The organism is Pseudoalteromonas sp. SR43-7, assembly GCF_014163785.1.
Classification (GTDB): domain Bacteria; phylum Pseudomonadota; class Gammaproteobacteria; order Enterobacterales; family Alteromonadaceae; genus Pseudoalteromonas; species Pseudoalteromonas distincta.
Map to the genome: position 1 here is coordinate 63,098 of NZ_JACJDY010000013.1, position 13,711 is coordinate 76,808.

The window sequence follows — 13,711 nt, forward strand, 5'->3', positions numbered from 1 at the left end:
ATATAAATTAATTACTTTTTAATACCCGCTAAATCAAGCATAAATGCATAGTTTAGCGCGGTATCTTCTAAGCGTTTAAAGCGACCCGATGCGCCGCCGTGCCCTGCTTCCATATCTATTTTAAACAGTAACTTATTGTCATCAGTTTTATAGTCACGCAGCTTAGCAACCCATTTTGCAGGCTCAAAGTATTGAACTTGCGAATCGTGCAAGCCAGTCGTTACTAACATATTAGGATATGCTTGCTTAGATACTTGGTCGTATGGCGAGTAAGACAGCATGTAATCGTAATACGCTTTTTCGTTCGGATTACCCCATTCGCCGTATTCATTTGTTGTAAGCGGAATACTCGCATCAAGCATCGTGGTTACTACATCTACAAACGGTACCGCAGCAACCATGCCTTTATAAAGCTCAGGCGCTTGGTTTGCTACTGCGCCCATTAATAAGCCACCAGCACTGCCACCTAACGCAAATATTTCATCTTTTGCGCCATACTTTTGAGAAACCAATGCTTTAGTTACGTCAACAAAGTCATTAAACGTATTCTTTTTAGTGAGTAGCTTGCCGTCTTCGTACCAAGGACGACCTAGCATTTGCGAGCCACGTACATGGGCAATTGCAAATACAAAGCCACGGTCAAGTAAACTCAAACGCGTACTTGAGAAAGTAGGATCCATGGTTGCGCCATAAGAGCCGTAACCGTATTGCAGTAGCGGGTTAGTACCATCTTTTTTAAACGCGTCTTTACGGTAAACTAAGCTTACCGGTACTTTTATGCCATCACGTGCTGTTACAAAAATACGTTCTGAGGCGTAATTGTCAGCATCAAAATCACCTAATACTGCTTGCTGTTTAAGTAGTTTTTTATCGCCAGTCGCTAAATCTACATCGTACGATGAACCTGGAGTGGTCATGCTTGTGTAGTAAACACGTAACGTGCTGCTATCTATATCGTTATTGCCATAAGTACCAATTGTATAAGCGCTATCGTTAAAGCTCAGTGGTAACTCTTTACCTGTTTTTAAATGACGAGCAATCAACTTTGATTGGCCCATTTCACGCTCTTGGTAAACTAAGTAGTCATTAAATAAATCAATGCCTTCGAGCTTGATATCATCGCGCGCTGGGATCACACTTTGCCAATTTGCTTTGTCACCAGCTTTATCAATATCCACTTTCATCAGCTGAAAATTTACAGCATCTAAGTTAGTTACAATGTAGTAAGTATTTCCTAACTTCGAAATTTCATATTCAAGCCCTGCTTCGCGCTCAATTAAGCGTCTAGGCGTTGCTTTAGCATCATCAGCATTTAGTACCGATACGCCTGATGCTGCTGTGCTACTGTGCCAAATATAAATTTCTGACTCATCTTTGCTTTTACTCATCCCCATGTAGTAACTGGTATCAGTTTCTTCGTAAATTAGCTCATCATCAGCTTGTGGTGTACCTAACGTATGACGATACACTTGGTAACCTAGTAGAGTTTGTAAATCTTTTTTAATGTAGTAAACCGTTTTATTATCGTTTGCCCACACAATGCCACCGTTGGTGCCTTCAAGTGTGTCTTCGAGTAATTTACCGGTAGTTAAATCTTTTATTTTTACGCTATAAATACGACGGCTAACAGTATCTTCGCCATAAGCCATTAAATTGCCATTAGGGCTTACATCTAAACCACTTACTGCATAATAATCATGGCCTTTCGCAAGATCATTTACATCTAAAATAACTTGCTGATCCGTACCTGCAAAATCGCTGCTGCGTAAGTAAGTAGTGTACTCGTTATCGCCACGTGTTTGCGTTGAGTAAAAATAATCACCGTTTTTAACTGGGACTGAATCATCGTCTTTTTGGATACGCCCTTTTAGCTCTTCAAACAATTCACTTTGCAGCGTTTTAGTATGTGCAAGCATTGCATCTGTGTATGTATTTTCAGCTTCTAAATAGTTAATCACCTCTGGCGCTTTACGTTCGTCATCACGTAACCAATAGTAATTATCTACACGTGTGTCACCATGAATAGTCATCTCATGAGGCACTTTTTTAGCAACTGGGGCAATAGCTTGGGCTACTTGAACCGTTTTAACTTGTGTATTATTTTTTTTGGTTTCTTCAGGGGCTTGATTACAGCCACTTAAAATAGCTAGCGATAATGCAGCAAGTGCGAATGGAGTACGTTTCATCAGTCAAAGTCCTTGTTGGTTTTTATTTTTTTATTAAGTAATTAAATATACCTAAAAATAACCTGTGTTGTGATTTACTTTGTGAAGCTATGTAAAGTAAATCAACGTAATTCCTCTTTTCTTAATAAGCCTACATCAGGTACTCTGTAGATATATAAGTCATTTTCAAGCTCAACTGATTAAGGGTAGGAATGAATAACGAAGTAATAAATATTTTAACTATGGCTAAAGTAATTCAAACAGCTGTTGCCCCAGTATTCTTGATCACGGGTATTGCCGCTACTTTGGGTGTTTTATCTAATCGTTTGGCACGTATTACCGATAGGGCACGTCAGTTAGAACGCAGATTAAAAGTAAGTACTGACGAGGACTTTAATAAATCACTCGCTACAGAGCTGCGCGCCCTTTTAAAGCGTTCTCGATGTATACATATTGCTTTTAGTTTAAGTGTATTAAGCGCATTGCTTGTATGCGCTGTGGTTATGTTGTTATTTTTATCGCACATTCAATCTATAAACTTAGGCGTGACTATTGCTTGTTGTTTTGTAGCAGCAATGGCATTACTCATATGTGCATTTATGTCGTTACTTGGTGAGGTATTCTTAGCAACTAGAAGCATGCGTCGCGGGATGATATTTGCAGATATTGATATAAACGATTAAGTTTTAGTTAAATCTATCGTATTCACTTGAATAAATACGATGTTAGATACAAGATACCGAATTAAGAATTACAATTTTCAACAGGGGCAAACATGAAATTAAAAAAAGTATTAGCAACAATAGCACTGGCAACGTGTGCATTTAGCGTATCGGCAAATTCTGCATTTAAAGAGCCAAGTGACGCGATTGAATACCGCCAAGCAGCATTTTCAATGATCTCAGTACAAATTGGTGACATGGGCGCAATGCTAAAAGGTAAAGTACCTTTTGACGCAGAGCAATTTAAAAAGCGTGCTAACAACGCAGCTGCACTTTCAAAAATGCCATGGGAAGCGTTTTACGAAGGAACAGATAAAGGCGACACAGCTGCACTTGCTGCTGTTTGGTCTGAAAACGATACTTTTATGAAAAAAGCAACTGCATTCCAACAATACGCAGATGAGCTAGCAGTAGCGGCTCAATCAGGCGATAAGGCCGTAATTGGTAAAGCTTTTGGTGCATGGGCTAAAGGCTGTAAAGATTGCCATAAGCAATTTAAAGATTAATTATTGTTGTTTTAATACTTAATGTAGTAACAACAAATGATAAAAAGCACTGAATGGTTAATCATTCAGTGCTTTTTTGTACCCGGCATTTAAGCCCGTATGTTATTTATTGAGCTAAACCTTCTGCGGGCGACGTTTAAATACAGTCCTAATCCCACCCAAAATGCGTGTAAACACCTTACCAATATCACTTAATATAATGTACAAGCATGGCACTAATATAAGTGTTATTAATGTTGCAAACATCACTGCAAAACCAAGCGCTACCGCCATAGGTATTACAAACTTAGCCTGCAGGCTTGTTTCAAACATAATGGGCAATACTCCTGCAAATGTAGTAATTGAAGTAAGTAATATAGGTCTGAATCGAGCACAACCGGCATCTATTACAGCATTTTTAATACTAACACCTGTTTTACGGGCTTGATTCACATAATCGGTCATAACGAGTGAGTCGTTTATAACCACCCCTGCTGCTGCAATAATACCAAAGCCAGACATTAAAGTTATATCCAAACCAAACCAGTAATGCCCCCATATTGCTCCCGTTAAGCTAAATGGAATCACCGACATAACAATAAGTGGTTGCGCATAACTCTTAAGGGGTACGGCTAATAAAATATACACCAAAATCATACCGCCGAAGAAAAACATCTTCTGCTGATTAGCCTGATCTTGTTGCTCTTCAATGGCGCCACCTAGTTCTGACTTAACACTTGGATACTCTTCTTTAAGTTGTGGTAGTAGCTTTTCTTTAATTTGATCTACAACTTCGTTTGGCTCAATCACTTCTTCATCTATGTTTCCATAAACATACACAGTACGATAGCCCCCTTCCCGGCGGATATAACTAATGCCTGGTGTTTCAGTAAGTTCAACTACATCACCAAGCAGTACTTCACGGCCCTGCGGGGTAGTAACAACCGCATGCTTAAGTGACGAAAATGCCTCTCGAGTCAGTTTAGGGTAACGCACCATTACACGTACTTCCTCGCCTCGGCGAATAACACGTTGAGCCTCACCACCGTAAAAGCTTGCCCCAACTTGATTTGCAATAGAAGCTAAGTCTAAACCTAAGTCGTAAGCGACCGGTTTTAGGCTCATTTGCACTTCTTTACTTGCAGGATCTATTGTTGAGCTAATATCAAACAAACCTTCTTGCTGTTGCAGCAACTCTATAAAACGACGTCCTGCATTATTTAATGTATCAATATCAGAGCCATATAATAAATAACCAAATTCGCCGTCACTGCTCCCTCCATTTACATCATCATAAATGGTTAATGATTTAACACCGGCAATATCGGGCATCGCCTCGCGCCAACGTCGTGATAATTCAAACGCGTTATAAGGCCTTATACTTTCATCAACAAGGGGAACAAGCACTTGTGCTTCAGTTCGCCCTTGGTTAAATACTAAAATATCTCTTATGAGTTTTTGACCATATTTGCGTTCGGTATCTTCATCAATCGCAATCACCATCGCTTCTATTTCACGAATAGCATTTATTGTTTGTATGTCTGATACATTGTCATTCATTTCTAGATTTATTTGCGGGTAGTCATGCGGGATTTTTGGCATAAACCCGGTACGAACTTGATTTGATGAGATTAAAGCAAAGGTTACGATTAATAGAGCAATAAATGAAAATAGCACTGACCAACGCCATTCAACACAACGTATAACAAAGCGTTTATATGGGCCATTTACAAAACCAAAAAATCGCGTATTAAACCGATCTCGCCAGCCCCCCTCTTTTATTGGTGAAAAATGAGTGTGAGCAATATGGGCTGGTAGTATCAACTTTGATTCAATCAAACTAAATACCAAGCACAACATTACCACCACTGCTATACCATAAAAGAAGGCACTTTCTGGGCCTGTAGATAACGTAAACGGAGCAAATACTGCAATGGTAGTTAGTACACCAAAAGTTGCAGGGGTTGCTACGCGTTTTGCGCCATTAATCACATTAACAACACCACCGCCTTTTTTCTCTATTTCGGTGTAGGCACTTTCGCCTATGACAATGGCGTCGTCCACCACAATTCCTAGCACCATAATAAAGGCAAAAAGTGATAAAATATTAATGGTTACACCAAACAATGGCATCATCATCATTGCGCCCAAAAAGCACACTGGTAAACCAATCATTACCCATAATGCCAACTTAAAGCGTAAAAAGATTGATAGCATAATTGCAACCAAAACAGCACCCTGAATAAGGTTTGTAACCATCATGTCTAAGCGAGCATTTAAGTAGTACGTCATATCCATTAATGGCTCTAAGCGAACCCCCAGTGGTAGCTCTTTATTTTTTAATTCTATAAATGCTTTTACTGAATCAGCAACTGGGATAATACTTTGCTCTTCGGTCGCTTTCACCGATATATAAACCGCATTTTCACCATTGAATTTAAAGTAACGCTCACCTTCAGTGAACTGATCTTTAATCACGGCAATATCTTGCAGTAACACTTTAGCGCCATTAGCCCCTATTTTTACCGGTATTTGTCTAAATTCTTCACCTGAGTAAAACTGATTTTCGACGCGAACAGAAATAACACCTGCGTCTGTTTTTAGCTGCCCCGCCGAAAAGTTAGCTGAGTAACGACGCACTGCATTCATTACATCACTAAGGGTTAGGTTATATTGACGCAGCGTATCGGGTTCGATTTCAATTGCTATTTCATCAAGAGGAACATCGTTTACCACTAACGACACGTTAGATAGCTGTAGTAACTCATCTTCTATTTGGTTTGCTATAGGCTTAAGCTCAGTTAGCGGTAAGTCAGCAACGAGCGTCATACCTATAACATCTTGCCTAAACTCAACTTGACTTATGGTGACCGGTTCCATACCGGCAGGGAACGTTGCTATACCATCAACCCGTAATTTAACTTTATCGAGTATATCGGTCAGCTCTACATCAGTATTAATTTCAAGACTTGCTCTACCGCCATTTCTAAATGCCCTGTAAACACCTTTTTTAATTTCGGTCACATCTTTTAGCGACTCTTCAATTTTTATAAGTATGCTTTCTTCTATTTCTTGTGGTGAAGCGCCGGGGTAGTTAGCTTCAATATTAATGTAGTTAATTTCTACATTAGGGAACATTTGGCGTTGGATATTTAGAAAGCTAATAATTCCCATCACCACAATAAAAATCATCATTAGGTTGGCAGCAACGGAGTTATTAGCGAAGTAAGCAATAATACCGGTTTGTTTTTCAGCGTTAGGCGCTGTATTTGGTAGTTCAGTGTTACTCATAACTCAGCCTACCTTTATAATTTTTCAGTGGAAGCATTTTCAAGTGCCTCTGTATTTTTAGTACTTTGAAGGCCCGCAATTTTTACAGCCATGCCTTTTTGCGGATATTCTGGCAAAGTAATCACCAACTTATCATCTGCTTGCAAACCATCACTGATGTAAAAGTACTCACCCTCTTCACGAATAACTGTGACTTTGCGCGGCTCAAGTTGCTGCTCTTCATTAACGATCCATACGGTTTTGTTATTAACTAACTCTTGCGGTAAGCGGTAAATATTATTAAGCATTGCACCTGCAAAATTTACCTGTACGTAGCTACCAAACTTAATGGCTGGTTGTATATTCTTAAGACCGTATGGGTCTTCTATACGCACTACTAAACTGCTCATACGCGTAGCGTTATCAACAATCCCTAGGTCGCGGTCAATTACACCTTCACGGGTGAAGCTGTTTAGGCCTTTTTGAATAATCGTTGCGGTAATACCTTTAATACGCTCTGGCAAAAAAACGCTATCGAACCCTGCTATAGGAATAATCACTTCAGCGGTCTCAATATTATTGAGTTCAGCAACTTGCGAACCCATAGTGACAAATTGTCCAACACCTATATTTCGACTAATAACCAATGCGTCGTAAGGGGCTGTAACATCACAATTATCCAAATCACGTTGCGCGCGCTTTAATGCAGCTTGCGCCGACTTAACAGATGCTTGTGCACTGAGCACTTGAGGTTTACGTAAAAATAAATCTGTGCGCGCTTTACTTGGAAAGCGCTTGGCTTCGTCTTCGGCTACTTGAGCTTGAGCTTGTTCCTCTATTAAACCCGCTTGTGCGCGAGCAAGCTCGGCCTCTGCAACAAGTACTGCTGCTTCATAATTGTCTTTTTCGATAGTGAATAAGGTTTCACCGCGAGCAACTATGCCACCGGCTACAAAATTAGGATGCCAACTTAACACCTCGCCCGACACCTGCGCCGAGAGCAGTGTATTTTCAAGAGGCTTTACTTCACCGTAGCTATTAATAATAACTTGATGATCGTTTGCAATCACTGGCTCAACTTGCACTGTTGGACGAGTATCAATTACTTCTTTTTTTTCTGGATCTTTTGCAATGGCATTGATTCCCATAAAGCCAACAACACCAACAATGAGCGCTACAAATGGAAAAACCCATCTAAATGAATTTGTTTGCATATCCTATTATCCCCAAAATTCTATTAACGCCATAATACCAGAGCCATATGAAACATTAAGGTGACATTTGTAAGCAACTGTTGCAAATACATATAAACCGCTGCTATTTAGGGTTATAGAATATAACTTCACATGCAGCTCACCTCATTCGTTATATTTTGTTACAAACTTTTATTCATTAATATCAGTTTATTAGCGTTAAACACTTAAATTTCATCGCGAAGATGTGCGAAATTAAATTAATTTACGTACAGTCCAATTAAATTAACAAATATTAAAAGTCTCAAAATGAAATTAACGACCATCACCCTTGCGCTTAGCTTAGCGTTTGGCAGCCATGCATTTGCAGCCGATAAAAAAGACGAAAAAGAGTCAAAAACACTTAGCGAAATGATCAAAGGACAAACCGAATTTGCCGGTATATTTAGCCTTTATCAAGACGAAAAAACCGGTAAGCACCTTATGGTGATTAACGAATCCCAACTCAATACGCCGTTTGTGTATTTTGCGCACACTGTCGATGGCGTTACAGATGCAGGCCATTATCGTGGTTCGTACCGCGAAACTAAATTAATTGAATTTAGAAAATACTTTGACCGTATCGATATTATTAGCAAAACACCTCGCTACAAATTTGACGAAAGTAGTGCAATTTCAAAAGCAAGTGATGCCAATATTAGTGAAGCGGTACTTGCGAGCATTAAAATAGAAAAAGAAGAAGACGGTAAAATAGCATTTAATGTAAATAAGTTATTTTTAAGCGAAGCACTTCATAAAGTATCACCTACGCCAAATCCAGCAGATAAAAACGCTAAAAAACGCTTTAAAGTAGGTAAACTAGACGATAAAAAATCACGCATTATTAAACAGCGTCCATATCCTAATAACTTAGACGTGGTTGTTGATTACGTATTTACTAACCCAAGCCCAACGGTACGTGGCTCAAATGCAGTAAGCGACCCGCGTAGCGTATCGGTAAAAGTTCAGCACTCGTTTGTCGCTCTACCTAGCAATAACTACGCACCACGTATGGATGATGCGCGCATTGGTTATTTTACAAATCAATTTGATCAAATGACATCTACCAATTGGGCACCTTATCAAGATGTTATAAAACGCTGGGACTTACAAAAGAAAGACCCAAGTGCAGCGCTTTCAGAGCCAGTAAAACCAATTACTTGGTGGATAGAAAACACCACACCCATTGAATGGCGCGATACTATTCGTGACGCTGTTTTAACGTGGAATACCTCTTTTGAAAAAGCCGGCTTTAAAAATGCCTTAGAGGTAAAAGTACAACCAGACGATGCAGACTGGGATGCGGGCGATATCAATTACAACGTACTGCGTTGGACTTCGTCACCTAAGCCTCCATTTGGCGGATACGGGCCAGCACTTGCTAACCCATTAACAGGCGAAATACTGGGCTCAGACATTATGCTTGAGTTTGTATTTATGAAAAACCGCTGGATTTACGACACACTTTTCACGCAAGGGACAATGAGCCACGCTGAGCACCTAGACAGAGGCGAGCTAAATTGCTCTCTTGGGCATGAGATTCAACAAAATCTAATGCTTGCCAAAGGCCTTGCTAGCGGCGACAAAATTGAAGATAAGGAAATGCTTCGCCAAGGTCTAACGCAATTGGTACTTCACGAAGTTGGCCATACTTTAGGTCTTAACCATAATATGAAATCATCAATTTTGTGGGATGAAAAAGAAGTACACGATAAAAACAAAACCCAAGGCATAGTAACCGGTTCTGTTATGGATTATGCACCCGCTAACATTGCCCCAATTGGTGTGCAGCAAGGTGATATTTTTCAAACAAAACCTGGTCCTTACGATGATTGGGCAATTAACTATGGCTACAGCGTAGCGCTTGCAGATGAAGCTGCTGAGCAAGCTCGACTTGAAAAAATACTTGCTCGTTCAAGTGAACATGCCCTTGCCTTTGGTAACGATGCAGACGATATGCGCGCACCAGGTCGCCATATCGATCCACGTGTAATGATTGGTGATTTGTCGTCAAACCCTGCTGCCTATGGCGCAGATCGTATGGCACTAATTAATAAACTATTTACTGAGCTAAAAGATAAAGCAACGGTTAAAGGTGAGTCTTACCAACAGCTTGTTACCTCTGCTAATAGCTTATTTGGTCAGTACCGAGCTCAAGCAGGTGTGGTTTCTCGCCAGATTGGCGGCGTATACGTTGAGCGCGCTGTAGTGGGTGATACAAATGCAGATAAACCATTTACACCGGTATCGCTTGAGCGTCAAACACAAGCAATGGATATACTAGCCAAGTTTGTATTTGCACCAGATGTACTACAAAACATGCAACCTCTTTATAGCTACTTACAGCTGCAACGTCGTGGCTTTAATCACTATGGCAAAAATGAAGACCCTAAAGCACACCAAATGATTTTAGGGATGCAAAAGTCTGTACTTGCACAGCTATTACACCCAGCGGTATTACTGCGTATTTCTGATACTGCTTTGTACGGTAACGAATATAGCCTAACTCAGTTTATGGAAGATTTAACCGCCAGCATTTTCGTGAAAAGCAAAGACGCAAACTCTATTAGTCACAACTTACAAATTGAGTATGTTAACCAGTTAATTGCAATTGCAGGTCTTGGCAAAGCAAGTAAATACGATAACTTAGCTAAAACAGCAGCGTTATATCAGCTAACTCAAATAGCCGATATCAGTGTTGCTTGGGGTGCAGATACAGCAACTAAAGCGCATAAAAAATATATTGATCGTTTAATTGCAAAAGCGCTAGAAGCATAAAATACCTCTACTAATTGAGTAAACCAAGGCCACGATTTACGTGGCCTTTTTTATAACTTAATTCACAGTTCAAATATAAATATTGCCTTTTAAATACCTTACAGCATGCCCGGTCAAAGTGACGGTTGTATCATCCACTTTGCAAATTAAATGCCCGCCTCTGCTTGAAGCCTGATAAGCGCTTAACGTAGTTTTACCCAATTGCTGCGCCCAGTAAGGTGCCAAGCCAGTATGAATTGAGCCCGTTACATAATCTTCGTCGCCACCGCTTGCAGGCCAAAAATAACGAGATATAAAATCGTAATCATCACTAGGTGCTGTAGCCACTACATCAAGTGGATAAAGCGTTTTTAAAAGCTCGGAGTTAGTTTTTAATTCAAGTATTTGATCGGCATTTTCATAAATAGCAAAGTAAGCTTGGCGATTTTTAAGCACTTTACTCGGTTGTATAGACAAGCCATTAAGTAATTGCTGCGGCACATTTTGTACCTCAATCGGTGCTTGTTTAGGAAAGGTCATTGCAAAGCTGCCATCAACGTTTCTATTAACGATTAGCTCGCCCACCGCATCAGCAACAAAGCGAATTTTCGATATATTATGCTCTTCACATAAAACATAGGCAGCCGCGAGTGTGGCGTGACCACAAAAGTCGATTTCCATCAAAGGTGAAAACCAGCGAATAACAAAACTTCCATCGTCTTGAAGGCAGGTAAAAGCAGTTTCAGATACGTTATTCTCAGCGCCAATCTTTAGCATTAAATCGTCACTTAACCACGATTCTAGTGGGATCACTGCCGCATAGTTACCTTTAAATAACTCATCCGTAAACGCATCAATTTGATGAATAGCTAATTGCATTTTAATTCCCCAAACTATTTTATATACACGCTGAAGGTAAAATTTCTTTTGGTACTGTTGTTTTATTTTCGCCAACCGCTTGCATGCCAGTTACCGGCTCGTCAAACCCACATAACCACGCAATTGGGCTTGTAGGGCTTCCCGTTACAACAGCCGGTCTGAATGTTAAAACTGGATTTTTCAAAAGCTGTGAAGCTTTATTACCCAAGCTAATATGAATAGCACCATTATCAACTGTAATACCCGTTACCCGATTGCCAATCAAAAATTTACTTGCAGGCACACCTGCTTGTTCATTACTTGCTGGAAAACGCCTGTTTTCAAGATAATAAACCGTAACGTCTTCTCTAATGGCAGCAGCCATTGCAAGTGGGTCAACAAGTTCTGCTCGTTGTATATACTTACTGTACTGAGGTAGTGCAACCGCAGCTAAAATACCAATAATAGACACCACCACCATCAATTCTATTAACGTAAATCCTTTTGTCCTCATAGTACTTCTCCTAGCATAAATAGTGGTTGATAAGCCGCTTTCACAAATAAGCAAATAGACACAACAATGACCAAACCATAAACAATAACGAGCTTACTTATAAAGCTTTTAATATGTGTATTAAGTAACTTTAGCTGCTGCTTTAATAACGCTTTAAATTCTTCTTGGGTTTCTAAACCTAGCAGCTCGCATTGAGCTAAGTGCTGGGTTTGAGGTGTAGAGGCTTTAACACCCTTTTTATGATTACTTGGAAATAATAGCGTGGTAATTAAAGAGTTATGCTCATTAATTAATTGACGAGGAATAAGAAATTTAAATAAACCCGAAAAAGGCTTTAGCTCTGTGAGAGCACTTACATTTTTTAGCTTTAAAATAACGGTAAAAATAACACTCAGCAATAAAACGAGTAAAATAATTGGCACATACCAGTACGTAAAATAATCATCAAATACATGATTTAAAGAAATAGTATGCTTGCTATATATCTCTACAAAAGTAGGCACAACAAAAGACTGATACAACAAAGAGGATAAAACATAAATAACAAATACAATGGTTAAGTAACTAAGCCAGCCTTTGTGCTCAAACTTAAATTCGTTAACTAATTCCGGTAAACATTGATAATACGCAGCTTGCTTTTGCGATGTTGCTTCATCTTGAGATGCAATTTGCGTCACCAGATTATGCGCTAATTTACTATGCGACCCGCTATTGCCATACATATTTAAATGGGACTGTGTACTTAGCTCATCTTTTTGCTCTGTACTTAGTGTTTTAGAGCTATTAACACGGCAAATATAGCCAAACTGATTCCAATTCATACTTTATCCTTTTGTTAGATAAAGTAATTTGCCATAAATTAGGCTAAATAGGAACTTAAGTAGCTTGTTTTTAAGCCATTACAGGTCGCATTCTATAGTATTGCATACAACCAAATTGCACAGCATTGGTAAGCAATAGCATAATAAACATAAGTAAGTGCGCCGTGCTTGGAGCAACTGTCGTAAGCTCAACAACTAAGCCGCAAATACCAGCAATAAACTGCAAGCTAAAGTAGCGCGCGCTTAAATTGTTCACATTACCCGTACGCAATGTTTTATAAGTTTGCGGCATAACACGTACAGAACTCATCACAAGGCCAACATACGTTAAAGCGCTTAATACCGTTGCTGTATCAAGGCTTGAATTTAAAAGCAGTGAAAAAGGCAGTAACGAAAAACCTAGCATAGTAACTAGCTGTACACGTTCTCGTTTAGCTGCGTTGAAACGTGCAAAAAAATATAAAATAAGCCCGCTTAACGCACCGGTTACAATAAATGGTAACGCAATATAATAGCGCTCAAAGAAAATATTGTAGGTTATAAAATAAAGGCTTTGTGCTAATCCAAATGTCATCATTAATAGTGACAAACCAGAGACACTACGATTTTTTCGAATTTTGTTTAGTAATGGTAAAAAACTAAAAACCAAAATAAAAGAAGACAATATAGGCAAATAATGCGCCAAAGCAACCTCGCTCGTTACATAAATGTTAATTAAAAGCAGAAATAAAAACATTTAATAAACATCTGTTTTTAAAAGGCTTTTACTATGAGCGCGGCATTGTAGAGCCGCGTAAATTTAACTCAACTAAATAAGATATTCTTATTTTAGGTACTGGCAAGCTAGGTATACAAAAACCGTAGAATTAAGTTCACGGTTTACTTAT

10 protein-coding genes are annotated in these 13,711 nt (G+C 39.3%); 3 read left to right on the forward strand and 7 right to left on the reverse strand.

Going from position 1 to position 13,711, the window contains the following annotated elements; all coding sequences use genetic code 11:
* Positions 1-11 precede the first annotated feature (11 nt).
* Positions 12-2,186, reverse strand: a complete 2,175-nt coding sequence (locus H5087_RS11450; protein ID WP_182672099.1) for a S9 family peptidase — start codon at positions 2,184-2,186, stop codon at positions 12-14.
* Positions 2,187-2,377: 191 nt separating this feature from the next.
* Here H5087_RS11450 and H5087_RS11455 point away from each other — a divergent pair, with 191 nt between their 5' ends.
* The gene (locus H5087_RS11455) at positions 2,378-2,848 is read left to right on the forward strand and encodes a DUF2721 domain-containing protein (RefSeq protein ID WP_007377300.1); all 471 of its coding nucleotides are present in this window, start codon (positions 2,378-2,380) and stop codon (positions 2,846-2,848) included.
* 92 nt (positions 2,849-2,940) lie between these two features.
* On the forward strand, positions 2,941-3,393 hold the full coding sequence (locus tag H5087_RS11460) for a cytochrome c (RefSeq protein WP_024595584.1): 453 nt from the start codon (positions 2,941-2,943) through the stop codon (positions 3,391-3,393).
* 114 nt (positions 3,394-3,507) lie between these two features.
* Here the strand turns inward: H5087_RS11460 and H5087_RS11465 are convergent, their stop codons facing one another.
* Together H5087_RS11465 and H5087_RS11470 are read right to left on the reverse strand one after the other, a co-directional pair.
* On the reverse strand, positions 3,508-6,663 hold the full coding sequence (locus tag H5087_RS11465; protein ID WP_182672100.1) for an efflux RND transporter permease subunit: 3,156 nt from the start codon (positions 6,661-6,663) through the stop codon (positions 3,508-3,510).
* A gap of 14 nt (positions 6,664-6,677) precedes the next feature.
* Positions 6,678-7,856, reverse strand: coding sequence for an efflux RND transporter periplasmic adaptor subunit (locus tag H5087_RS11470; RefSeq protein WP_182672101.1), 1,179 nt, complete (start codon positions 7,854-7,856; stop codon positions 6,678-6,680).
* Positions 7,857-8,144: 288 nt separating this feature from the next.
* Between H5087_RS11470 and H5087_RS11475 the strand changes: the two genes are divergently transcribed.
* A complete protein-coding gene (locus H5087_RS11475) occupies positions 8,145-10,652 on the forward strand; it encodes a zinc-dependent metalloprotease (RefSeq protein ID WP_182672102.1) in 2,508 nt (835 codons plus the stop codon).
* Positions 10,653-10,721: 69 nt separating this feature from the next.
* Here the strand turns inward: H5087_RS11475 and H5087_RS11480 are convergent, their stop codons facing one another.
* The 4 genes from H5087_RS11480 to H5087_RS11495 all read right to left on the reverse strand — a co-directional run bounded on the left by H5087_RS11480 (position 10,722) and on the right by H5087_RS11495 (position 13,509).
* Entirely contained in the window at positions 10,722-11,510 is a 789-nt protein-coding gene (locus H5087_RS11480) for a PhzF family phenazine biosynthesis protein (RefSeq protein ID WP_182672103.1), read from the reverse strand.
* 19 nt (positions 11,511-11,529) lie between these two features.
* Positions 11,530-12,003 (reverse strand): pilin, encoded by a 474-nt coding sequence (locus tag H5087_RS11485; protein WP_182672104.1) that lies wholly within the window; start codon positions 12,001-12,003, stop codon positions 11,530-11,532.
* Positions 12,000-12,824: a hypothetical protein gene (locus tag H5087_RS11490; RefSeq protein ID WP_182672105.1), complete on the reverse strand. Its 825-nt coding sequence runs from the start codon at positions 12,822-12,824 to the stop codon at positions 12,000-12,002. Before H5087_RS11490 ends, H5087_RS11485 begins: the two co-directional genes overlap by 4 nt.
* Positions 12,825-12,894: 70 nt before the next feature.
* On the reverse strand, positions 12,895-13,509 hold the full coding sequence (locus H5087_RS11495; RefSeq protein ID WP_182672142.1) for a PQ-loop repeat-containing protein: 615 nt from the start codon (positions 13,507-13,509) through the stop codon (positions 12,895-12,897).
* Positions 13,510-13,711: the final 202 nt, after the last annotated feature.

Bases quoted from the DNA above. Each gene is read 5' to 3' on its own strand.
- H5087_RS11470 (WP_182672101.1), bottom strand. From the start codon at position 7,856: ATGCAAACAAATTCATTTAGATGGGTTTTTCCATTTGTAGCGCTCATT.
- H5087_RS11475 (WP_182672102.1), top strand. From the start codon at position 8,145: ATGAAATTAACGACCATCACCCTTGCGCTTAGCTTAGCGTTTGGCAGC.
- H5087_RS11450 (WP_182672099.1), bottom strand. From the start codon at position 2,186: ATGAAACGTACTCCATTCGCACTTGCTGCATTATCGCTAGCTATTTTA.
- H5087_RS11465 (WP_182672100.1), bottom strand. From the start codon at position 6,663: ATGAGTAACACTGAACTACCAAATACAGCGCCTAACGCTGAAAAACAA.
- H5087_RS11480 (WP_182672103.1), bottom strand. From the start codon at position 11,510: ATGCAATTAGCTATTCATCAAATTGATGCGTTTACGGATGAGTTATTT.
- H5087_RS11460 (WP_024595584.1), top strand. From the start codon at position 2,941: ATGAAATTAAAAAAAGTATTAGCAACAATAGCACTGGCAACGTGTGCA.
- H5087_RS11490 (WP_182672105.1), bottom strand. From the start codon at position 12,824: ATGAATTGGAATCAGTTTGGCTATATTTGCCGTGTTAATAGCTCTAAA.
- H5087_RS11485 (WP_182672104.1), bottom strand. From the start codon at position 12,003: ATGAGGACAAAAGGATTTACGTTAATAGAATTGATGGTGGTGGTGTCT.
- H5087_RS11455 (WP_007377300.1), top strand. From the start codon at position 2,378: ATGAATAACGAAGTAATAAATATTTTAACTATGGCTAAAGTAATTCAA.